This is a genomic window from Brevundimonas albigilva, assembly GCF_023573565.1.
Classification (GTDB): domain Bacteria; phylum Pseudomonadota; class Alphaproteobacteria; order Caulobacterales; family Caulobacteraceae; genus Brevundimonas; species Brevundimonas albigilva.
Genome location: NZ_CP097649.1, coordinates 2,951,401 through 2,973,211, shown reverse-complemented (window position 1 = coordinate 2,973,211; position 21,811 = coordinate 2,951,401). Strand labels below are relative to the sequence as shown.

Genomic DNA, 21,811 nt, shown 5'->3' with positions numbered 1-21,811 from the left:
GGCATACTCCTGACCGAACCATCCTGCCGGCACGCTGAGCGCACTTGCAGACGCCGCCGCCAAAGGGATTAGGGCAGAGGCACTGCCGGGGACGTGTTTAATCTTCCGCGCGGCTCATGAGCTAGCCCAGCCCACCATCCGTCGCGCTCGCCGAACCTAAGTGCAAGTCCTGTTAAGTGGCGCAAAGCCGGCGCCCACGATCGCAAGATGGGCAGCCAAGCTGAGGGAAGTCGGACCACGCCGGCCGCTCCGCAGCTCTGGCGCTTCATCGCCATGATGATCCCTTGCATGGGCAGGCTGGGTGATTCCGACGATCATCGTCCTGCGCGAGCAGCAGGCGGAAGCCCGATGGCCGAGGTTCGCCGGCGGCACGGCATCAGCGGACAAACCTTCCACCGGTGCAAGGTAAATCAACCGCATCCCAGAGCGCGATCAGCATTAGGTAAGGCGTTTGGGGCGGACCTGCGTGGATAGTCTTTGACTTGACGGAAGCGCGGCTATTTCGAACGGTGATCAGGTGATAGGGGAAAGCGTGTTCCCTTCCGTCCGTGCATTGCGTTTGAGCGGCGGACGTTGTGCCCTGGTAAAGGACATTCTGTGGCTCTGACGCTGACGCTACGACCTTCCGAAAAGGTCATGATCAATGGGCTCGTCCTGGAGAACATCCACGACGGCAAGGCGCGGCTCTTGATCAAGGAGCGCGCACATATTCTGCGCTCCCGGGATATGATGGATGAAGCGGAGGCCATAAGTCCGGCGACCCGCGTCTATTATCAGGCGATGAAACTCAGCGGTGGCGACGCCACCGGCGATCTGCGCAGCCTTTGCTCAGCAGTCACGGTGTTTGAGCGCTCCAATGCCGGGTGTCCGGACTTGCTCGCCGTGTGCGTCCACATCATTGAGCAAGCGCAAGCCGGCGACTTTTACGCAGCTATGGTGGCCTCGCGGAAACTCATCGCAGCCGAAGTTCCCGACCACCCTATTCTGCGGCCCCAGGAGCGGCAAAAAGCGCCTAGTGAGGCGGCAGAAACTGCCGGGTAGTCGGCAATAAATGCCGAGCGGCCGGCCGACGTAATCGGTAAGCCCGGCCTATAATATTGATTCTACATAGTTTCTTTTGGAGGGCGATGTGGCGCGGATCATGCGAGCTCAAGGCTGAGCATAATGCTCGTGGCGGCAAAACGACGCCAAAGTTCCAGAAGGACCAGCCAGATGGCGAACAGCATCAATACGAACTACGGCGCCCAAATTGCGCTGCAAAACCTCAACGCCACCAACGCGGCGTTGAACACCGCCCAGAACCGCGTCAACACCGGCATGAAGGTGTCGTCGGCAAAGGACAACGGGGCGATTTTCGCAATCGCCACTAACCAGCGCGCCGACATGGCGGCGATGGACGCGGTAAAGACGTCCATTCAACGCGGTCAATCGATCGTCGACGTCGCCTTGGCGGCCGGCGAGACCGTCGTCGCGGCTATGACCGAGATGAAAGCCATCGCTGTGGCGCTGGAAGGTTTCGGCGACACGCCCCCTACCGACAATGCATCATATGACGCCTATAAGGCGGATTTCAAAGCCCTCAAAGACGAAATCACGAAAGCTCTGGCAGGGGCCAAGTTTGACGGCGTCAATCTGTTCACCGCAGCGGATTCAGGCACTGCCCAGCCCAAAGTTCGGACGGGTTTGGATTCGACCAGCACATACGCAATCGGCTTTTCAACCACGTGGGCGAACCCTGCTTTTGCCGACGAGAAGGCTTCTACCGTTCAGACACAGATCGAAGCTTTTACGACGAACCTGGCCACGCTGGGTACGCAGTCGAAGTCGATGGAACGTCAACTCAACTTCGCCAGCAAGCTGCAGGACGCGTTCGAAACGGGTATCGGCAACCTGGTTGACGCCGATCTCGCCAAGGAAAGCGCACGGTTGACCGCTCTGCAGACCAAGCAACAGCTTGGCGTGCAGGCTTTGTCGATCGCGAACTCGTCCAGCCAAATGCTGCTAGGCCTGTTCCGCTGAGCCTGATGGTTCGAGGCGGCGGCCGCCGCCTCGAACCACATTCATCTACATCATTCCGCTTCAGCTCGGTGCGAGGAGGTGGTCGTGACAGTAGTTTCTTTTAACGCCCAGGCCGCCGTGCCCGAGACGCCTCCAGACCCAAATCGTGCGGCTCCGGTCGACGAACGGCTCGTGGTCAAACCTCCGGACGCGGACAGGCTTGAAGAAGCGTCGGCAACCCTGTCGTCCCGCCTTCGACTAAGCATCGAGCCCGCCGCGTCCGGCGCCAGCTTTGTTTATAGGCTGACCGATCCGATAAGCGGGAAGGTGGTGCGGGAACTGCCCCGTCAGGTCCTGATCGAGTGGCGGGACTCCCTTGGATATGTTGCGGGCTCGGCGGCATCGATCCGCGTCTAGGCCGCATGTCTAGTGCAGCTTCGCCTGCCGACGAGCCGCGAGCCGCTCCGTGTTAACCATAAGCAAACGTTTCAAGGGCATCTTCCTAAGGAAAGCTTAGGAGATTCCTATGAGCACGGGCAGCATCAATACCAATACCGGCGCATTGATCGCGCTGCAGAATCTTAATGCAACCAACCGTGCTCTGGAAACCACCCAGAACCGGGTAAACACCGGCATGAAGGTGGCGAACGCCAAGGACAACGGCGCGGTATTTGCGATCGCAACCAATATGCGCGCCGATGTAACCGCACTGGACGCCGTCAAAACATCGGTTGAGCGCGGCCGCTCGATCATAGACGTGGCGATGGCGGCCGGCGAGACGGTCATCGAAGCACTCAAGGAAATGAAGGCCCTGGCTGTCGCCATAGAGGATTTCACGCCTGTCCCGACGGCGGGGCAGAACCCTTCTTATGACGCCTATGTTGCCGATTACGATGCGCTGGCCGAGGAGATCACCAAGGCCTTCGCCGGCGCGATATTTGACGGGGTGAACCTTTTCGGCACCCCCGCTGAAATGTTGACCATACGCACCGGTCTGCAGGCAACCGACGTGCAAGACATCGGATTTTTTGACGACACCGCCACGCCGGCTACCCCTAATTGGACGCCGCCAGATCTTAATGACATGACCTCAACAGCCGTGCAGACGGCTATTGAAGCTTTCTCGACAAGCATGGCTACGCTCGGCACCCAGTCGAAATCACTTGACCGAACACTCGTCTTTCTTGGCAAGCTGCAGGATTCCTACGAGACCGGCATCGGCAATCTCGTGGACGCCGACCTGGCCAAGGAAAGCGCTCGCCTCACCGCGTTGCAAACGAAGCAGCAACTCGGCGTCCAAGCCCTGGGTATCGCCAACCAGGCGCCTCAAATCATTCTTTCGCTCTTTAACCGTTAAACGGCCTGGGAGCTGCGGCGCCGCTCCGTCGCTTAACGGCAGGCATGGCGGCAATCGACAAGTCGCGGAGAGTGCACGGCAATCTTCGCGTCAAAAGGCGACTTGGTTGCCTCTGCTGCTTCCTGTCCAGTGGTGGGAGTGACGTGACCCCCGTTTCTCATCCAGCCATAACGAGAGTCCTAGGTTGATCTGAGCTGTGATCGGCTGGGTTGGCAAGAGGCCGGTCTGCGCAGCCATCAACCAGCGCAGCAGGCCGGCCGATGTGTCCGGTGAGCGCTTCTGCATAAGCCTGCGGCGTCAGCCACCCGAGCTTCGAGTGCGGACGCTGCTCGTTGTAATCGCGTCGCCACGCCTCCAGCACGGCGCGAGCGTGCGGCAGCGAGCGGAACAGCGTCTCGTTCAGCAGCTCGTCACGCAGCCGCCCGTTGAAGCTTTCGTTGAAGCCGTTCTGCTGGGGCTTGCCCGGCGCGATGTAGTGCCAGCCGACGCCGGTGTCGTCGGCCCAGGCCAGGACCGCGTTCGAGGTGTACTCCGTGCCGTTGTCGCTGACGATGGTGTCGGGCCGCCCTCGCTGCCGGATGACGGCGTCCAACTCCCGCACGACCCGCGCGCCCGACAGCGAGGTGTCGGCCACCAGCGCCAGGCACTCGCGCGTACAGTTATCGATCACCGTCAGGATGCGGAAGCGCCGCCCGTCCGTCAGCTGGTCTGCGACGAAGTCCAGCGACCAGCGCTGGTTGGGCGCCAGCGGCAGGTCCAGCGGTCGCCGCGTGCCCATCGCTCGCTTCCGGCCGCCGCGCCGGCGCACCGTCAGTTGCTCGTCGCGATAGATCCGCTGGACCCGCTTCCTGTTGACCGCATGGCCCTCGCGCCGCAGCAGCACGTGCAGGCGACGATAGCCGAACCGTCGACGTTCCTGGGCCAGGGCCTTCAGCCGGTCGCGCAGAGCGCCGTCGTCCGGGCGCGTCGCCTGATAGCGCACGCTCGTCCGATCGACGCCCAGAACACGGCACGCCCGCCTTTCGCTCATCTCGTAGGCGGTCTGCAGATGGCCAGCCGCCTCGCGATAGCCGGCGGGCGTCACCACTTTTTTCCCAGCAGGTCCTTCAGGGCCACGTTGTCCAGCATCGCGTCCGCCAGCATCCGCTTCAGCCGGGCGTTCTCATACTCGAGCGCCTTGAGCCGCCCAGCCTCCGACACGTCGAGCCCGCCAAACTTGGCCTTCCATTTGTAAAAGGTCGCCGAGCTGACCCCGTGGCGTCGGCACACCTCCGCCGTCGCTACACCGGCCTCCTGCTCCCGCAGGATCCCGATGATCTGCTCTTCCGTGAACCTCGATCGCTTCATTCTGTCCGTCCTTCGTTGGGCGGACTCTAGCTATTCCTGGAGGAGTTTCAGGGGGTCACGTCAGACCGAACCCATGCGCCCGCTGGGGTCGCATCATCCGCTCTGAAGCCACCGCCCCAAGCTTGTGCGGCGACGTCCGTCCCCATGAGCGAAACTGCTAGAGCCGAAATCAGGACCTTCACGACACCCCTCCCAATGTTGCTGACCAATCTATTGTTACGGGCGGGGCGATAGGTCGGCTCGCGAGCGCGCCTACAGGGTCGACGTCAGCATGACGCCAACTGCGTCCGGTCCCGTCGCCACAACCCGACCGCCGTCAAGGCGGACATAGCCAGTTCTCTCATGTGCGGGCGCGTTCTGACAGAGATAGCGTTCGCGCCCGAAACGGATCGCGCTGATCGCACTATCTCCCCAACGCCGGCCCTCAGGTCATCGTCGTTCTCTAGCATGGTCAGGCAATGTCGCTTGCGGCGCGGAGACCCAAGAGGGGCGTCGGCGATTTCGGGCAGGTATGGCCGGCGCGTCTTTTTCTTTCCAGCGGGAGGGTTGCTGGGGGCGGCCTGCGCCGACAGGCGGAAGAGCGCTAGGCGCGCGGGGCGCTCTAGAGCGGAAGGTGTGACGGCTACCACCGTCGCCGGTGCAGCTTCGGCTTCATCATTTCGATGAAGGTCCGATCTGCACGTTCGATGCCGGCCTCAAGGGCCTGGGCGAACCTTGGAGACGCGATCTTCATCAGCTTCTCGAACGTCAGACCGTTTTCCGCCTCCCCGGCGTTTCCTGTGTGATGGAACCAGACGTGTGGCGCGAGGGTGACTAGCCGATGATCGCCTTGGCGATGCTTTTTCACCTTCGGCTTCGTCTCCAGGTCGAGAGCGCCCTTGGCGATGATCTGATCGATCTGCACATAAAGGGCGACGCGCCCTTCGCTGTCATCAGGACGCTGAACGATCAGGTGAAGGTCATCCCCCTGGTTCTTCATGAAGGCGCCGTGGGACAGGCTGATGAAGCCCCCGCCTAACGCCTTGTCGATGCGAGATACAAACTCGTGGTTCGTGTTCGCTTCGTCTCTAAACGCACGACGAAGTCCTCGGTAGGTGATGCCCTTGGCGGACCTTTCATACTCCATGCTGCGCGCTCCCTTGTTAACCGTAGAGGTTAAGCAAGATGCAGTCCACGAGGGGGCCGGGGGCGCGGCTGGGGGTGAACCCCCCAGCCCCTGCCGCGCCCCGACCTCCGGTCCAAGCCTCCCGCCAAGCCAGGATTCGCCCTCTCCGGAGTCATCGTTGGTATGTAACGTGACAGGGGTCCGCACCCCGTCCAAAAACCTCAACAACCTCAGCGGCTTGGGATTTCGTGACTCGGTTTTGCCCGAGGCGGCGGGCTCGGAATCGGCCCGTTCGCTCAAAGGTTGTCGGCAAACGTGACTGGGAACAGCCTCCTGCCTGATGAAAACCTCAACAAAATCAACAACCGTGAAAAAATCTCCCGGCGGATTTCGTGACTCGGCCAAATAAGGCAGCCCGCCCGATTTTTCGCCACATTCCGTGCCAAAGCGGGAAAATCCCTGGCACGGTCCTTGCAGGCCCAGCCGCGCCTCCCCCAGCCTCCACCCGCGCCCAGCCGCCCCTGATCCGCGCCCCCACCCCCCGCCCTCCGAGTCACGCCTGGTGGAAAACGTGACCGGCGCCCCAACAAACGCTTAAGGAGTCACCCTTGAGGGCTAAAGTGACCCCCTTTCGTGACTGCCCGGCTGTCACGCCCGGTGGAAACCGTGACTGCGTCTGTAAGCGTCTCCAACTCAAAGGCGTTTTTGCTGTTCGCCGCCGCTGAACGGCCTCACTCATGCTCCGCAAGAGGTCTTCCGGAACAAGCGCCCGGAGGGCTCGCGGCCGGCGTTTGGATCCCTCTTCGCGAACAGGTCTGAGCAGCACAACAGCGGCGGCGCCAAGGTGGCGCTGCTTGGGCCGGCAAAACGGCTGCGCCCTGTTGCAGGGCTTGGCCGAAAGGGGATGCGCCGCATGCAACTCGGACTTCGTCAGCTGGATTGATGTCTCCTCTGTCAACAAACGCAGTCCGAGCAAATAGCAGACAGCATAAAGGAACGGGTAGAGACGAGTCCCCTCCACAACCATGCGCCGTCTAGGTCCATGGTGATGGAGTCGGCTGTCGCTTCAAAAGAAGTAGTAGGGACAGTGATAGTTATAGGTTGGCGCGAGAGTGTTGACAGACGGGCTAACGTTCCGGCGTTGAGACTGGAGCGGCGTGGGCGATATCTTGACAACCTCCGACCTTTGTGGCAGGATCTGAAAACAAGATGACGTGGCGTTCCCGTCTCTTGTTCCAACCGCTTCGGTCAGCGGCATCGACAATCAACACGATTTGCGGCTGCGCCCTAGCGGAGCGGCGAGGTCCCCACGCGTGTGGGCTGTTGCTGGTCAATGCCGCGCTCTTCAGCGGCTCTTGAACCACAATCCCATATAGGCGGCGTCGAATAAAAAGGCGCCGCACAACAGCGAGCCTCCTTATGAACGCCTCCATCGAGCACCGCATAGTCCCTGCCGCCCTTCAGCAATTGGCTGAGGAGGGAATGGTGCAGTCCTTCACCGGCGCCCAAGGCGAAACGCGTTGGGCGTTGACGGCTGAAGGTCAAGCCTGGTGCGCCGCCTGGCGCGCATCCCCGGCATCGGGCGTCCAAGGCGACGTGCCGACGTGCGCCTCGACCGCGACGCCGCCCATTCTGTCGCGCCTGGCTGAAGCCTGCCGCATCGCGGCGGCTCACCCCCGGTCGGAAGGTCGGTTTTGGTTGATGAACGGCCTGTTGAGCGCCCTGGCGGTGGATGAGGTCGCCGTCGCGATCGAGACGCTCCACGAGATGGCGAACGAAGGCTTGCCTGCGGCCGCCGAGCGCATGTTCACCCGATCGGATACGGGCGACGTGACTGCGATCGATTACCAGCTCGCCTATGAGGATTGCGCCACGCTGCAACTCAGCGCCGCCCTGGCGTTGGATGGGGACGAGAACAAGCGCGTAGTGGTGCTGCAAGCCGCCGCTCTGGCTGTGCTGCAGGACCCGGATGCGGACCTGGAAGATCTGATGGGGCAGGCGGCGTGAGCCAGACGCCTGTCGCCGGCGGGCAGGCTTTGACAGGTCCGGACTCGCCCGCGTCAAAACATGATGGCCAGGCGCGGCGTCGAGAAGGACCGCTCAATGCCGTTCTGGCGCCGTCCCTTTGGGTCCGCCAAAGCGGCGCCCCGGCCGTTCTTCGTGTTGTGCTGCTCAGCCGGCTTCCTGACCCTGACGGGTTTGGCGGATGCGTCCTGGATGATGCGATCAGCGAGCCGATTCGCCTGCAGGACGTCGATGCTCAGCACTTGGCCGTTGTTCATCCCGTGCACTTTGAAATGCAGCGTGACGTCGCTGTTGTGGGCGTCGGCCTTGTTGATGATTGTGGGCGTCCTGCGTACGCAGGGCGCCTGCGTGGACGCGGCCAGCAGCCTTTGCCCCGCCGGTCGTTCTGGTTTGCGTCGCATGCGCTTCGCCTAAGACGTCCGCCGTCCTGGTCGCTGTGGCCCTCGGCGTAGAGCCCATATCCTTCTTTGCACCACCGTGAAGGGGACCAAGAGTGCGGTGGCGCCGAAGCGCTGCCTTTATGAAGCTGGCTCTTGGTGCTCAGAAGGCCGGTAAGCACACAAACATGCGCGAACTGCTAAGCCTCCGGGCGCGACCGCCTGCGCAAGGGCCCTTAGTCGCCTTCGCTTTCCGACGTCGATCTGCGCTTACGGCTCAGCGCCGGTTGAGCGTCGTCAACAAGACGAGCGCCCGCACCCAGGCCGTCGGACGGCGCAATGAAGGCGACGCCTGCGGCGGTCAGCGTCGTGACCAACAGCTTGGCATTGGCGGCGTTGATCGGGGCGCCGGCGTTGACCGATTCCGCGCGCTTGATTGTGTTCACGGCCAGCCCCGTGCGCTCTGACAACTCCAGAACGCTCATGTTCAGCAGGCCGCGCGCCGCACGAAGCTGGGCGCCGGTCGGGTGGTCAGCCGGCTTCTTGCGGGGCGGCCTCGTCATCAATTTGACTCTTTCGACTCAGTTTGAATTAGTGGACTCGTCTTGATGTAGGAGACTAACATGTCAGAGACTGAGCTAACCACCCCTGTTTGTCCCATCCACGGATCGAAGCTGAAGCGGGCCACGTGCTTGCGCTGCAATGCGGTTTATATGGCGGCCTACCAGCGCCGCCGACGACGCAGCGAACCGGCGCTGGCCTTGCTGGAGCGGGCGAGGCGTCGCGCCAAGCGGGCGGGCATCCGCTTTCGGCTTGACCGTTCCGACATCGTGCTGCCGCCAACCTGCCCCGCCTTCGGCACCCCCTTGGTTGTTGGTCAGCCGCGCTCGGGGGCCTCGCCGTCGCTGGACCGTGTCGAGCCTAAGCGCGGCTATGTTCCCGGCAATGTTCGGGTCGTGTGCGACGCCGCCAATCGCCTCAAGAGCGATCTGACGCTCGATCAGTTGCAGGCTCGCGCCCGTGGCGCCAAGGGCGAGCAGCGCGACGCATACCTGAAGCTCAGCCGCTACGTAGAGCGCGAGCTGTTGCTCCAGGAGGTGCGGATCAAGGCCAGGCGCGACGGCCGCGAAGGCGAGGTCTGGGCAGAGCTGGCGTCTGCGTTGGAGCGTTTGTTTTCGCGGGGCCGCTGATCATGTCCCGGCAACCTGGCGCCCAAGACGGTCATCAGCCCGCTGGCGTGCGCATTCGGCCGAGGTAAGGTTCGTGCTCCCGTGCGGCTGTCTATGTCCACCCGGTTGCGCTGGCCACGGACCTTTGACGCAGGGCAAATCCTTCACCGGCCGCCGGGCGCCGGCCCACAAGACGAGACCACCTCGACTTTGGCGGATCGTCTGCACCTGAATGGTGAGCGGCCCGCGGGCGCGGCGGATCAGCAATTCTGCCTCGACACCCTGCTCGAGGTTGATCGTATGTCCGCCGCCCCCAGTCGTGGTGTTCTCCACCGACCGAGGTCTATGCCGTTGCGCCCATTCAGCGCCAAGGGTCGGCCTTTGCACCATCCCCGCACATCCCGATGCAAGCCGGGAGGCTGGTCGTTGCGGGCCTGAGGGCCAGTCGGCTAGGACAGCGCGTGAACATAGCCTCTCCCGCCTTTTCAAACTCGCGCCTTGTTGTTCTCTTAAGCCGCCTTGCGCTCATCGTCTCGGGCGCGGGTGTGCTGGCGGCCGCCTTTCTGCCGGTCTCGTCCGCACCCTCGCTTGGCTCGGATTGGCTGAGCCACGGTGCAGCCTTTCTGGTGCTGGCGGCTCTGTCCGCCGCGGCTCTGCCCCGAACGTCGCTTCTGCGGCTGTGGTGGGGCCTGACGCTTCTTGGAATCTTGATTGAAGTGATCCAGGGCCTGCCCGGCGTGAACCGAGGCCCCAGCGTTCTTGAAGCCCTCTGGGATTCGGCTGTTGTCGCAGCTGTGTTTCTGGTTATCTCGATTGGAGCTGTGAGGCGCCAAGCCGGCGGCCCGCATAGCGGCTCGGATCACCGCTGAGGCGCGCCCTCTGAGTTACGAGACGCGTCGCCGATATGAACCTTTTGCCTGATCCGCCCTTTAACCTCGCAGTCATCTCATTTGACGTAATCGGGGTTGCTGACGCGATCTCCACCGTGCTATGCACCCTGGCAACCCCCGGTAGCCGTCTGTTCGAAAGGTCCACCATGATGAAGTCCCTGAGCGTCGTCGCCGCCACTCTCGCCGTCGCCGCGGTTTCCGCAGGCGCTTCGGCCCAGTCGGGCGTCCCGGCTCAAACGCCGGCCGCGCGCCTGTCGGGCGCTGCTGGTCAAGTGATGGTGGACCGCGGCCAAGGCTTTGTTTCGTCGGACGCAGCCTCGATCCTGCGCGCCGGTGACGTGGTTCGGACATCTGCGGCAACCCAGGTGGTCTTCGCCGACGGCTGCGCGCTGCCGATCGCCGCGGGTCAGGCCTTCGCGGTTCCTTCGGTTTCGCCCTGCGCCGCTCAGGTGGCTGGCGGCGGCCAGGCTGAGACCGGCGCTGGCGTCGCGGCGGGATCAGCATCTGCTGGGGGGCTGGCAGCGATCAGCACCACCGGCCTGGTGGTTGGCGGTCTGGCGGCCGGCGTCCTGGTGGGCGTTGTGGCGACCGTCGCCGACGATGACGAAGACGAGCCGATCAGCCGCTAAGCCCTGATCACGGAAGTCGAGAAGAGCGGCTTCGGCCGCTCTTTTTTTGCGGTTTGTGCCGGCGCCGGGGGGTATAGCGTATCCACTCCATGATTGATCTGCACTGCCATCTCTTGCCTGGCATTGACGATGGCGCCACCGACCTGGAAAACGCCCTGGCGCTGGCCCGGGTGGCGTGGGACGATGGCATCACCACGCTGGCCTGTACGCCGCACATTTATCCTGGCCTCTATGACAACACCGCCGAGATTATTCACGACGGGGTTGCCCGGCTACAGGATGAACTTGCAAAGGCCGACATTTCGCTGACGCTGGTGGCGGGCGCGGATGCGCAGCTCACACCGAATATGCTCGAGCAGCTAAAGACCGGCCGCATCCCGACGCTGGCCGGTTCTCGGTATTTCCTGTTTGAGCCGCCCCACCATGTGGCGCCTCCGCGCATGGCGGACGTGATCTTTGAGCTCCTGGCGGCCGGCTATGTGCCGATCATCACCCATCCCGAGCGCCTGACCTGGATCGAAGATCGTTACGCCACGATCTGCGAGGTCTTCGAGGCCGGAGCCTGGATCCAGTTGACGGGCGGGTCCGTCACAGGGCTGTTCGGCAAGCGCGCCCAGTACTGGTCGGAACGGATGCTGGACGAAGGCCGCGTCCACATAGTCGCCAGCGACGGACATAATCTGCGCCGTCGTCGCCCTGTGCTCTCGGAAGCACGCGAACGCGTGGCCGATCGGCTGGGACAGCAGGCGGCGCTGGACATGGTGAGCGTCAGGCCGCAAGGCGTGATCCTTGACCATTCCCCTACGGACATGCCCGCCCTGACGAAGGCGCGGCGTCCGGTCGAGCAGCCGGCGCGAAGGCGCTGGTTCGGAGGCTTCAGATGATCCGCATGCGGACCTTCACCCTGGCAACGGCTTTGATGGCGGGCGCCGCCCTGAGCGCCTGCGCGACCCGTTCGGCTGCGCCCCCCGCCGTTCTACCAACGCCCGTCGTTCAGCAGGCGCCGCAGCCGACCTATCGCATTGGTCCGTTTGATCAGTTGCAGGTCAATGTCTTCGGCGTGCCGGAGCTGTCTGGCGCGGCTCAGGTGGACGGCGACGGCCAGTTGAACCTGCCGCTGGTCGGGGCCGTCGAGGCTTTGGGCCGCACGCCGCCGCAGTTGGCGGTCGAGGTGGAGCGAGCCTATGCGACCCGCTATGTTCGCGACCCGAACGTCACTATCCAAATCACCACGCCGCAGAGCCAGCGGATAGTTGTGTCCGGTCAAGTGCGTGAAGCGGGCGTCTTCCCCGTGCAGGGGCGGTTGACCCTGCTTCAGGCCATCGCACAGGCTCAAGGCCTCAGCGACTACGCCAACAGCTCCAACGTGGTCGTGCTGCGGCAGGGCGATGGTCAGCAGAGCGCCGCACGGTTTGACTTGCGCGAAATCGAGGCCGGTCGAATGGCTGACCCCGAATTGGCTCCAGGAGACACTGTGATCGTGGACACCGCGCGGGCACGCCGCCTGATTCGAGACCTGGCGCCGCTCGGCACCCTTTTCGCTATCTTCCGCGTGTTCGAGTAACGCCTGATGACCTCCATGCTTCCCGCGGCCGGTACCAGCTCTTCTGCTGCAGAGTCTCGTCCCCTGTTCGGCCAGGACGGCGACGGCCTGATCGATCTGCGTCGGCTTTGGCACATCGTGTTGAAGCGCTGGTGGATACTTGCCGGCATGCTGGCGGTTGCGTTGGTCCTTGGCGTAGTGGTCACCCTGCTGTCGACGCCGATCTACCGCGCCAGCGCGATTATCCAGATCGACCGGGAAGCCGCTCAGGTGGTCGATGTCGAGGGCGTCTTGCCGGCTGAGAACATGTACTCGGCCCAGGAGTTCTATCAGACTCAATATGGCTTGCTGAAAAGCCGCTCGCTTGCCGAGCGCGTGGTGACGGCTCTCCGGTTGGCTCAAGACCCGCTGTTTATCGAAGAGAACCGCCGCAGCCCGGCGAACGCAAGCCCTTCGCGCGAACGCGAAAACGAGTCTCCCGCGAATCGCAATCGCAAGGCTGTCGACCAATTGCTCGATAATCTGCGTATCTCGCCAACCGTCAATTCGCGCCTTGTAACCATCAGCTACGACAGCGCCGACCCGGCACTGGCGCAGGCGGTGGTCAACTCCATCACCGAGACCTTTATCGCGACCAACCTGGAGCGTCGCTTCGAGGCCTCCTCCTACGCCCGCCGCTTTCTTGAAGAACGGATCGAGCAGTTGCGCGCCCGCTTGGAGGAGTCTGAACGCGAGCTCGTCGCCTACGCCTCCAACCAGCAGATCATCAACATCCCCAGCGCCAGCGCTACATCGGACGGGAGCGCCAACCGCGGCCGATCTCTGATCGCCTCATCTCTGGAGGCGCTCAACGCCTCACTTGCAGAGGCGCGCACCAGCCGTATCGCCGCCGAGGAGCGCTGGCGCGCAGCGCAGGCTTCAACCGGACTGGGTCTCAGCGAGGTGTTGTCGAGCCCCACCATTCAGGCGCTGCGTGAACAGCGCGCCGAGCTTACCGCGAGGCGGCAGGAGCTCTTGGAACGCTTCCAGCCGGAGTATCCCAGTGTTCAGCAGATCCAGGCCCAGATCACGGAGTTGGATCGGCAGTTGGCGGCCGAGGCCGGCGATGTTCGTCGTTCGCTGCAGGGCCAGTATGCGTCAGCGGCGGCGGCCGAACGCTCAATCCAGGGTGAAATCGATGCGCTAAAGGCGCAGGCGCTCGACCTGGATCAACGCAGCATCCGCTACAACATCCTTCAGCGCGAGCTCGACACCAACCGCACCCTTTATGACGGCCTGCTTCAGCGCTACCGCGAGATCGGCATTGCCGGTGGCGTTGGCACCAACAATGTGTCGGTTGTGGATCGAGCTGACCTTCCGGTGCAGCCGGTGGCGCCGCGCCCGCTGATCAACCTCGCACTCGCGGGTCTTCTGGGATTGCTGCTGGGCGCCGCGATCATTTTTGTGCTCGAGTTCCTGGATGAATCGCTTCGGGTGCCGGCCGATATCGAAGCGAAGCTGAACCTGCCCCTTCTTGGCAGTGTTCCGCTGTTGCCGTCGGCCGCAGCTTTGGCGCAGGCGGAGCGTGACCCTCGCTCCGGCTTCTCTGAAGCCTATCACTCCGTGCGTTCGGCCCTGCAGTTTGCCAGACCTGGCGGCATGGTCCGCACCCTTCTTGTGACCAGCTCCCAGCCGGCGGAAGGCAAGAGCACTTCGTCGGTTGCGATCGCCCGCGCCTTTGCGCGGATGGGCAAGAGCGTGTTGCTGGTTGACGGCGACCTTCGCAATCCGTCGCTGCACAAGATTCTGGGCGGCGCCAACCGGGCTGGCTTCTCGTCAGCCTTGGCGGGATCAGACCTGAACGCCTTGCTGCAGGCGACGGAGCAGGAACACCTGACCTTGCTGCCGAGCGGACCGCGCCCGCCAAGCCCCGCTGATCTGCTCTCCAGTCAGGCCTTGCCCGACGTTCTCGGCAGGCTGGCTGAGCATTTCGACTTGGTGATCATCGACAGTCCACCCGTGATGGGCTTGGCCGACGCCACCTTGCTCGGCAATGCCGTGGAAGGCGTACTCTTCATCAGCGGCGCGGGCATCGTGCGCCGCGGCACGGCGCTGCGCGCCCTTGACCGGTTGAGAGGCGCGGGCGCCGACATCCTGGGCGGTGTGTTGGAGCGCTTTGACTCCAAACGGGCGAACCTTGGCGGCTACGGCTATGAGTACACCTATTCCTATGACTATGGGATGGAGGAGACGCCCGGCGGCAAGGCGCGGCGACGCAAGCGCTGAGGGACGTCTCTGAGATGGGCCGCCGCACGTCGCAGCATGGCGCTCGTGAAAGCCGCCGCCAGGGAAAGCTGAGGGCTTCTCGTCCTGCGGCGGTTCTCATCGTCGGCGCCGCCATCGGTTTGGGCGTGCTTACGGCGGCGTTCGGCCTCGGCAAGCTATGGGCGCAGGAGGAGCCCGATCGAGCGCTTAGGGCATGGCCGTGGCAGGCGGAGGCGCACCTCACTCTTGCTGCGGACGCGCTAGGCGGCGCCGCGGGACTTGCGGACGCCTCGCTGGCCGAAGCTCACGCACGCGACGCTCTAGAGCACGCCCCCCTGTCGGTGCGCGCCGTCTCCATTCTGGGACAAGCCGCCGTCTTCAAGGGCGAGCTCCAGCACGCCGATGCATTGATGCAAACGGCGGCCCGTCGCAGCCTGCGCGACGCGCCCAGCCAAACCTGGCTTTTCGCCCGCGCCTTGGACCGCCGGGACTATCCTGCCGCAATGCGCTCTCTGGATGTTCTGCTTCGACGCCGTCCGGAACTGAACGAGACGCTGTTCCCCGTGCTGTTCCCCCTGCTCGACGCCGCGCCGGGCGCGCGCGCCGCCCTGGCGGAACGGCTGGCGCTGACGCCGCCATGGCGATCGATGCTGCTGACGAGCTACGCTCGATCCGCCTCTCAACCCGCCTTCGCCTACCATCTCTATCAGTTTTTGCGGGATGGTCCGGCGCCTCCCACCGATCAGGAAGCCGGCGCCTACATCGATCGTCTTGTCCGCGACCGCGCCTATGTCGCCGCGCTGGTTGCGTGGCAACAACAGCGCCCACAGACGGCCGCCGGCTTGCTGATCGACGGCGGCTTTGAGGCCGATAACAGCCTGCCGCCCTTCGGATGGCGACTGCTGGCGGCGGACGGGGGGGCGGCCGAGATCATCGGCTCGCCCACAGGAGAGGGCCGCGCACTCCAGGCGACGGCGCTTGGCGGACTAAAGCGGCAGAAGCTGGCGGAACAGCTGCTGGTGCTCGCGCCCGGATCCTATCGGCTGCAGGGACGCCTGTGGCGTGAAGCGGATACACGCGAAGACGCCCTGGTGTGGACGATGCGCTGTGAGAACGGACCTGCCATAGAGGCAACTCAAACCCTACGCGGAAGCGGGGAGGGGACCTTCCTCTTCTCCGTCACTTTCGAAACGCCGCAGGCCTGCCCCGCACAGCGACTTGCGCTGGAGACACGACCGGGCGCGAGCTTGTCGCCGGGTACCGCGGTCTTCGACGACCTACGTATCGAACCCACGGGTCTCCGATGAACCCGCTTTCCGCACGTGCGCGAACCGGCGAGGACGCCCATCCCTGGTACACTGCAGCCGTGGGCTCCTACCTCGTTTTGGCGCTGGTCCTTGGCGGGGCGTCTCAAGACAACGACGGCTTCGACCTCGTTCTCCGGCTGGCCGGCTTGCCGCTGCTGGCTATAGGCGCCCTGCGCCTGCTGACGAGAGGGGACGTCTCGCGCACGGCCCTGCTGTTTCTCGGCTCGCTGTTCCTGTTGCCGCTGGTGCAGTTGATCCCCTTGCCCCCGGCGCTCTGGAGCGCTCTGCCTGGTCGAGCCGCATTGGCGACTGATCTTGTTGCCGTTGGTGCCGGTGAGACCTGGCGGCCGATCAGCTTGGCGCCTGGCGCCACGGTGGACGCGCTGCTCGGTCTCACGCCCTTTGCCACTGTCTTCCTTGGCGTTTTGACGCTTCGGCGCTCGCAAGCCGAGACGTTGTGGCTGCTCGTCGCGGTGATAGCGGTCATCTCCGTCGGCTTGGGCGGTTTCCAACTGGGTGGTGGCCCGTCCAGCCCGTTTCGTCTCTACGGGCCGGATGCCGGACGCGCAGCGACCGGCTTCTTCGCCAACCGCAACCACTGGGCTGCCTTTCTGGTCGCCTCCCTTCCCGCCGTGGCTGCCTGGAGCTTCCAGCGCCGCGCCTCGGCGGATCGAGGGCGCTCCGGCGTCGCACTGATCCTTGGCGCCGTCGCATGTCTCGCCCTGCTCGCGGGGGTGGCGATTTCCGGCTCCAGGGCCGGCGCCGGGCTGTTGCTGCTGTGCGCTCTGGGACTGGCGCCTTGGCTTGGGGTCGGCCGACAGGGCGACCCCCGTCGCCTTCTTCTGCCCGGGCTGCTGCTGGTGGTCAGTCTCGGCCTGGCGGTCGCCGGATCTTGGGTCGCTGCGGACCGCTTCGCCGATGCGCGTCGTGATCTGCGGTTCGACATCTGGGCCGAGGCGGGTCGCATAGCGGCCGCCCACCTGCCGTTCGGGACGGGCGCGGGCAGCTTCAGCGCGGTGTTTGCCGGCGTCGAGACGCCCGACGACCTGACCGCCGGCTTCACCAACCAGGCGCATAACGATTGGCTGGAAGTCGTGGTCGAATACGGCCTGCTTGCGCTCCTGCCTGCCGCATTTCTGCTGCTGCTGCTGCAACAGGCCTGGCGACACAAGGGATCCCAGAGCACTCTCGCCCTGCTCGCCCTGGCCGTGCTTCTGGCGGCCTCGCTGGTCGACTACCCGCTCAGGACCCCGGCGCTTCAGGTTTTGATGGCCCTTCTTCTGGCCAGCCTCGCAGTGCGGACGCGGGATCGAGCGGCGGTCACGGACGGCGATCAGGCCTGAGCCGCCGAGATCACCTCGGAGATGACCGCGCAGCTCTTGTCGATCTCTGCGTCCGTCAGCGTCGGGTGCACCAGAAAGGCGAGGCTGGTTTCGCCGAGCGCCTTGGCGACCGGCAGACGCTCGCTCGGCCGCCAGCCCGTGCCCTCGAAGGCCCGTTCCAGGTAGACCTCGGACGCCGAGCCGTGAAAGCAGGGCACGCCGCGCGCGTTGATCTCCTCGATGATCCGGTCGCGCGTCCAGCCGTCCGCCAAGCGCTTGGGCTGAACAAAGGTATAAAAGCGATACCACCCATGGATCACGTCCTGCGGCGGCAAGGGCGTGCGCAGCAGGTCGAAGGGCTTGCAGGCGTCGGCGAGGCGCAGCGCCAGTTCGGTCCGGCGTGCCGTCCAATCCCCCATCCGCTCAAGCTGGATCAACCCGAGCGCCGCCTGCATCTCGATCATGCGCCAGTTTGTGCCAAAGCTGTCGTGCACCAGGCGCGGCCCCGGCGGATGGGCGCGCTCATAGACCGCCTCCCAGCTCTTGCCATGATCCTTGTAGGACCACATGGCCGACCACAGCGCCGGATCATCCGTCGTGACCATGCCGCCCTCGCCGCCAGTGGTCATGATCTTGTCCTGGCAGAACGACCAGGCGCCGACGTGGCCGATCGAACCGACGGACCGGCCGCGATAGCGCGCCCCGTGCGCCTGGGCGCAGTCCTCGATCACCTTGAGGTCATGCTCACGCGCCAGCGCCATGATCGGATCCATGTCACAAGGCATGCCGCCCAGATGCACGCAGATGACCGCTCGTGTTCGAGGCGTCAGGACCGTGCGGATAGTCTCAGCGGTGATGTTCTGGCTGTTCGAATCCACGTCGGCGAACACCGGCGTCGCACCCGCCGTGACGATAGAGGACGCCGAAGCGATAAAGGTGCGCGGTGTGGTCACCACCTCATCCCCCGGCCCGATGCCCAACGCTTTCAGGGCCAGGTCCAGCGCTAAGGTCCCGTTGGCGAGAGCCACGGCATGCTTTGTCCCCGCCCACTCAGCGAACCGCAGCTCGAACTCCCGACAGCGATCACCGGTCCAGTAGTTGACGCGGTTGGACGCCAGGGTCTGGGCGACCGCGTCCACCTCCTCCTGAGAGAAGCAAGGCCAGGGAGAGAAGGGGGTGTTGAGCATCGGAAGGGGCTTCTAGGTTTGCGGCGCGGTCGGAAGAGGGGGGCTGGAGCGCTGATGATTGCGGCGCTTACGCCCGCGGAGCCCGATAGGCTGGAAAATAGCGTTCCTGATCAGCGTCGATCCCACGGGCACGGCAAAGCTGAGCGTAGCGGTCGGGATCCAAGATCTCTCGGGTCACGTGAAACGGCGCTGTTATGGGGGAGAAGCCGCGCTTGAACTCGAATAAGGCGTCCTGCCGTGATCCTAGGCCGCCGCCCAGAACGATGCGCTTTACACCTTCGCCGGCCGCGAGCCGGTGCGCCTCGGCGATGATCGCTTTTGACGGCGCGTGGCGTCGGAATTCACTTAGGCTGCCGCTCAGATAGTACTGCATGACATCGCCGGTGATGACGAACATCGACGCCGCTATTTTTCGCCTTTCCAACTCGGCGAAGAACAACAAGGTCCGAAAATCCGCAGCCTCGGTCATGCCTTTTAGGTAGTCCAGGTTGAAGAGGTAGTACTGGTCGGCGGCCAAGTCCTTCATGGCCTCATGATAGATGGCGTGAAAGGCCTTCACGGCTTGGGGGCCGCCCTCCTGGTGGACCTCGACGCCCTTCTTCCCCGCATTGACGACCTCCCGTCGGTGACTGCCGCGATACGTCTTCGTTACGTCGGGATCGTCGCTCACCTCAATGACCACGATGTCGCCCAGCGCCGTACCACGCCGGCCTTCCGGCAGGCGGTCCATGAACAGGGGATGCATGCGCGAGAAGACCGCGACCGCCCCCTGCCGGCGCATCTCGGCTAGCACGGCGTTCAATGCGTTTCCGGCGTCTGACCCGGGCCCGACCAGCGGTCCCGCATAGCCGTAGACGCTGGTCAGGTCGAAACCGTGCGTGCCGGGAATCGGCCGCCTGAGCGTCGGCCAAAAAGCCAGGGCTCGGCCGTTGTCGGCTCGCGCAACGAACGCCCCCGGCTCCCCTTCTCCGGCTTCGCGAGCCATCAGGTGAAAATCATAGGTGTGGGCGAAGTCGTGCCCGCCCATTTCGGCGAGGGTGGCGGCCCAAACCGCCCGATCCTTCGTCAACTCGACCCGCATGTTCGCCTCAGATCGAGCAGGCCATGAACTCTTCATACTGCTGACGCGTGATTCCGACGACCACCTTGTCCCAGCGCCGCCCCTTGCGGAAGTACCAGGACGGCCTGATACCTTCCACTCTCCAGCCGCACTTCCGAGTGTAGAACTCGATGGACCGCACGTTGTATTCGATGATGTCGGTGTCCAGGCGCGCAAGGTCGAGCTCATTGAAGGCGTAGCTCATGATGGTCTTGACGGTATCCAAGGCAATGCCTTTGCCCCTTAAGTCGGGATCTCCGATCAGCATGCCGTGGAAGCCGTTGCGGTTCTGCCAGTCGATGTTGACCAAGTTGGCTGTGCCCACGATGCCATCCCCCGGCACGTCGATCGCGAAACGCTGGTTGGTCGAGCCGACCGACAGGCCGTCGTACCATTTCTTCTGATCTTGCATGCCGACGGGGAAGTGCCACCCACCCAGCATGGATTGGATGCTCGGGTCGTTTGCCCATTCCTGAAGTTTCGGCAGGTCTCCTTCCTCCACTGCGCGCAGGACGATGTGTTCTCCGATAATGTTCATCCGCTCGTTCCTCGCTGAAGGTCTGACACGACGTCCGCCACGCGGTGCATGTCCTCAGTAGAATACCGATGATCTATGGGGAGGAAGACGGTGCGCTCAACTAAGGTGCGTTCAAACGCGTTCGCCGGCACCACTTCCGGCCAGTAGCGGGGGCAGAAAATGCGCTCCATCGCCAAGCGTCGCTGAAGGTCGACGCCGTCCTCGACAGCCAGAGGATAGCATAGCGGAGTCTGCGGCCCTAAGTCGAAGGTCAGGCGGTTGGCTCCGAATCGTTTGGCCAAAACCTGATAGTTGGCGCGGCGGCGGGCGCTGATAGCGTTCTGGTCTTGGGCGCAGACCCAGCGGCGGGTCAGCTCCGACATGGCGGCTAATGACGGCCGCTCGAAGCTTTCTTCCGAGGTGAGATAATGCGCCCGTGTGGACTCCGGCGGTGATCCCACTCGCTCGACGAGATAATTGAAGCGTCGCATCGAGGCCGCCTCATTGGGGGGATCCTGACGCAGGTCCGCGTCGATCTCGATGAAGCCGCCATCGGGAACGGGCAGAAACTTGCGCGGGGAGTAGATGGTAGCAAGGGCGTCGAAAGGGGCTTCGAAAAAGGCGTGGGAGTTATCGACCACCACTGCGTCACGCGGCACGGCAGTTAATTGCGCCTCCACAGCCGAGGCGCAGAGGCCGTAATAGTTGACTAGAATCAGCAATTCGCCCCGCTTCATCTCCACGCCCCGTGCGTGGAAGTTGGGACCGATTTCATAAGGGCGCGCCTGGCATCCAGCCGCTTCTACCGCCTGACGGACGGCCGCGCAGAGATAGTTCGGCAGATGCACAGTTGTCGGAGTTCGCTCTCTCACCAGGGCGAACAGGCAGGATCGCGCTGAATCGTAACCGTAGCGACCCGGCGGCGCGTGATTGTGCTCGACAGCCAGAGCCGAAAAGTGCGCCCCGACGGTTGTGGGACCGGAATCAGTTGGCGCCATTGAACGACTCCACCTCGTCCTGCCCTCCAGCCCGAGCGCCGCGACGGGCAGCCACGATCACCAGCGTCATCAGGATGATGCGAAGGTCCAGCCACAGGTTGTGATTGTCGACGTACCAAACGTCGTACTCGAACTTGCGGCGCCAGCTGATGGCGTTGCGCCCGTTCACCTGGGCCCAGCCGGTGATCCCGGGCAGCACCTCGTGCCGGCGCATCTGATCCTCGGAAAACAGGGACAGATAGGCCAAAGCCAACGGGCGCGGGCCGACCAGGCTCATGTCGCCCTTCAGCACGTTCCACAGCTCCGGCAATTCGTCCAGGCTGGTGGAGCGCAGCCAGCGCCCAAACGGCGTCAGCCGCTCGGCGTCCGACAGCGGCTGCCCGTCCGAGCCGACGGCGTCGAGCATGGTGCGAAACTTGATCATCTCGAACGGCCGCGCGCCGAGACCAGGCCGCACCTGACGAAACAGCACCGGCGAACCCAGTCGCAGGCGCACCAGCAACGCGATAGCCAGCAGCACCGGCGACAAGGCGATCAGGGCGGCTAAGCTGGCTATTACATCAAAGCCGCGCTTGAGCCGATCGTCGCGACGGCCTTTCGACGGGGGAGTATCTCGCAACATGGTCACGCCAAGATTTCGCTTGTAATCGATCGGTCGAGCTTGGTCGAACATCATAGATTGTGCCGGCTCCCTACG

At 63.9% G+C, this 21,811-nt stretch carries 21 protein-coding genes; 12 read left to right on the top strand and 9 right to left on the bottom strand.

The genetic code is table 11. The features are described 5' to 3' along the window. Nucleotides 1-597: 597 nt before the first annotated feature. The 3 genes from M8231_RS14835 (at nt 598) to M8231_RS14825 (ending at nt 3,355) form a co-directional block, all read left to right on the top strand. Nucleotides 598-1,041 carry a flagellar biosynthesis repressor FlbT gene (locus tag M8231_RS14835; RefSeq protein ID WP_250201838.1) on the top strand — a complete coding sequence of 148 codons (444 nt, stop codon included), beginning with the start codon at nt 598-600 and terminating at the stop codon, nt 1,039-1,041. Between the two features lie 171 nt (nt 1,042-1,212). After that, entirely contained in the window at nt 1,213-2,019 is an 807-nt protein-coding gene (locus M8231_RS14830) for a flagellin (RefSeq protein ID WP_250201837.1), read from the top strand. A 505-nt stretch (nt 2,020-2,524) separates the two neighbouring features. After that, entirely contained in the window at nt 2,525-3,355 is an 831-nt protein-coding gene (locus M8231_RS14825) for a flagellin (RefSeq protein ID WP_250201836.1), read from the top strand. 157 nt (nt 3,356-3,512) lie between these two features. Here the strand turns inward: M8231_RS14825 and M8231_RS14820 are convergent. Together M8231_RS14820 and M8231_RS14815 are read right to left on the bottom strand one after the other, a co-directional pair. Further along, a protein-coding gene (locus tag M8231_RS14820; protein ID WP_250201835.1) for an IS3 family transposase occupies nt 3,513-4,702 on the bottom strand; the annotation gives its coding sequence in 2 pieces (ribosomal slippage) (nt 3,513-4,450 and nt 4,450-4,702; 1,191 coding nt in all). A 622-nt stretch (nt 4,703-5,324) separates the two neighbouring features. Further along, nucleotides 5,325-5,828, bottom strand: coding sequence for a hypothetical protein (locus M8231_RS14815; RefSeq protein ID WP_250201834.1), 504 nt, complete (start codon nt 5,826-5,828; stop codon nt 5,325-5,327). A 1,398-nt stretch (nt 5,829-7,226) separates the two neighbouring features. Between M8231_RS14815 and M8231_RS14810 the strand changes: the two genes are divergently transcribed. Continuing rightward, the gene (locus M8231_RS14810) at nt 7,227-7,814 is read left to right on the top strand and encodes a hypothetical protein (protein ID WP_250201833.1); all 588 of its coding nucleotides are present in this window, start codon (nt 7,227-7,229) and stop codon (nt 7,812-7,814) included. Between the two features lie 53 nt (nt 7,815-7,867). Here M8231_RS14810 and M8231_RS14805 read toward each other — a convergent pair whose 3' ends face one another. Beyond that, nucleotides 7,868-8,233 carry a hypothetical protein gene (locus M8231_RS14805; protein WP_250201832.1) on the bottom strand — a complete coding sequence of 122 codons (366 nt, stop codon included), beginning with the start codon at nt 8,231-8,233 and terminating at the stop codon, nt 7,868-7,870. A gap of 212 nt (nt 8,234-8,445) precedes the next feature. After that, entirely contained in the window at nt 8,446-8,772 is a 327-nt protein-coding gene (locus tag M8231_RS14800) for a helix-turn-helix domain-containing protein (RefSeq protein ID WP_250201831.1), read from the bottom strand. A 150-nt stretch (nt 8,773-8,922) separates the two neighbouring features. Between M8231_RS14800 and M8231_RS14795 the strand changes: the two genes are divergently transcribed. From M8231_RS14795 to M8231_RS14760, 8 genes are all read left to right on the top strand, one after another. After that, the gene (locus M8231_RS14795; protein ID WP_250201830.1) at nt 8,923-9,399 is read left to right on the top strand and encodes a hypothetical protein; all 477 of its coding nucleotides are present in this window, start codon (nt 8,923-8,925) and stop codon (nt 9,397-9,399) included. A 440-nt stretch (nt 9,400-9,839) separates the two neighbouring features. Then, the gene (locus M8231_RS14790) at nt 9,840-10,247 is read left to right on the top strand and encodes a hypothetical protein (RefSeq protein ID WP_250201829.1); all 408 of its coding nucleotides are present in this window, start codon (nt 9,840-9,842) and stop codon (nt 10,245-10,247) included. A 167-nt stretch (nt 10,248-10,414) separates the two neighbouring features. Continuing rightward, nucleotides 10,415-10,897, top strand: a complete 483-nt coding sequence (locus tag M8231_RS14785) for a hypothetical protein (protein WP_250201828.1) — start codon at nt 10,415-10,417, stop codon at nt 10,895-10,897. 89 nt (nt 10,898-10,986) lie between these two features. Continuing rightward, the gene (locus tag M8231_RS14780; RefSeq protein ID WP_250201827.1) at nt 10,987-11,781 is read left to right on the top strand and encodes a tyrosine-protein phosphatase; all 795 of its coding nucleotides are present in this window, start codon (nt 10,987-10,989) and stop codon (nt 11,779-11,781) included. Beyond that, nucleotides 11,778-12,461: a polysaccharide biosynthesis/export family protein gene (locus tag M8231_RS14775; protein WP_250201826.1), complete on the top strand. Its 684-nt coding sequence runs from the start codon at nt 11,778-11,780 to the stop codon at nt 12,459-12,461. Before M8231_RS14780 ends, M8231_RS14775 begins: the two co-directional genes overlap by 4 nt. Nucleotides 12,462-12,467: 6 nt before the next feature. Further along, entirely contained in the window at nt 12,468-14,705 is a 2,238-nt protein-coding gene (locus M8231_RS14770; protein WP_250201825.1) for a GumC family protein, read from the top strand. A gap of 14 nt (nt 14,706-14,719) precedes the next feature. Next, entirely contained in the window at nt 14,720-15,991 is a 1,272-nt protein-coding gene (locus tag M8231_RS14765) for a tetratricopeptide repeat protein (protein WP_250201824.1), read from the top strand. After that, a complete protein-coding gene (locus M8231_RS14760; RefSeq protein ID WP_250201823.1) occupies nt 15,988-17,334 on the top strand; it encodes an O-antigen ligase family protein in 1,347 nt (448 codons plus the stop codon). Before M8231_RS14765 ends, M8231_RS14760 begins: the two co-directional genes overlap by 4 nt. Here the strand turns inward: M8231_RS14760 and M8231_RS14755 are convergent. The 5 genes from M8231_RS14755 to M8231_RS14735 form a co-directional block, all read right to left on the bottom strand. Further along, nucleotides 17,325-18,500 carry a DegT/DnrJ/EryC1/StrS family aminotransferase gene (locus tag M8231_RS14755; protein ID WP_250201822.1) on the bottom strand — a complete coding sequence of 392 codons (1,176 nt, stop codon included), beginning with the start codon at nt 18,498-18,500 and terminating at the stop codon, nt 17,325-17,327. The genes M8231_RS14760 and M8231_RS14755 overlap by 10 nt on opposite strands. Nucleotides 18,501-18,567: 67 nt before the next feature. After that, on the bottom strand, nt 18,568-19,581 hold the full coding sequence (locus M8231_RS14750) for a peptidoglycan bridge formation glycyltransferase FemA/FemB family protein (protein WP_250201821.1): 1,014 nt from the start codon (nt 19,579-19,581) through the stop codon (nt 18,568-18,570). Between the two features lie 7 nt (nt 19,582-19,588). After that, the gene (locus tag M8231_RS14745; RefSeq protein WP_250201820.1) at nt 19,589-20,137 is read right to left on the bottom strand and encodes a GNAT family N-acetyltransferase; all 549 of its coding nucleotides are present in this window, start codon (nt 20,135-20,137) and stop codon (nt 19,589-19,591) included. Then, nucleotides 20,134-21,114, bottom strand: coding sequence for an aspartate aminotransferase family protein (locus tag M8231_RS14740; protein WP_250201819.1), 981 nt, complete (start codon nt 21,112-21,114; stop codon nt 20,134-20,136). Before M8231_RS14740 ends, M8231_RS14745 begins: the two co-directional genes overlap by 4 nt. Further along, nucleotides 21,101-21,790: a sugar transferase gene (locus M8231_RS14735; RefSeq protein ID WP_250201818.1), complete on the bottom strand. Its 690-nt coding sequence runs from the start codon at nt 21,788-21,790 to the stop codon at nt 21,101-21,103. The genes M8231_RS14740 and M8231_RS14735 overlap by 14 nt, the downstream gene beginning before the upstream one ends. Nucleotides 21,791-21,811 lie beyond the last annotated feature (21 nt).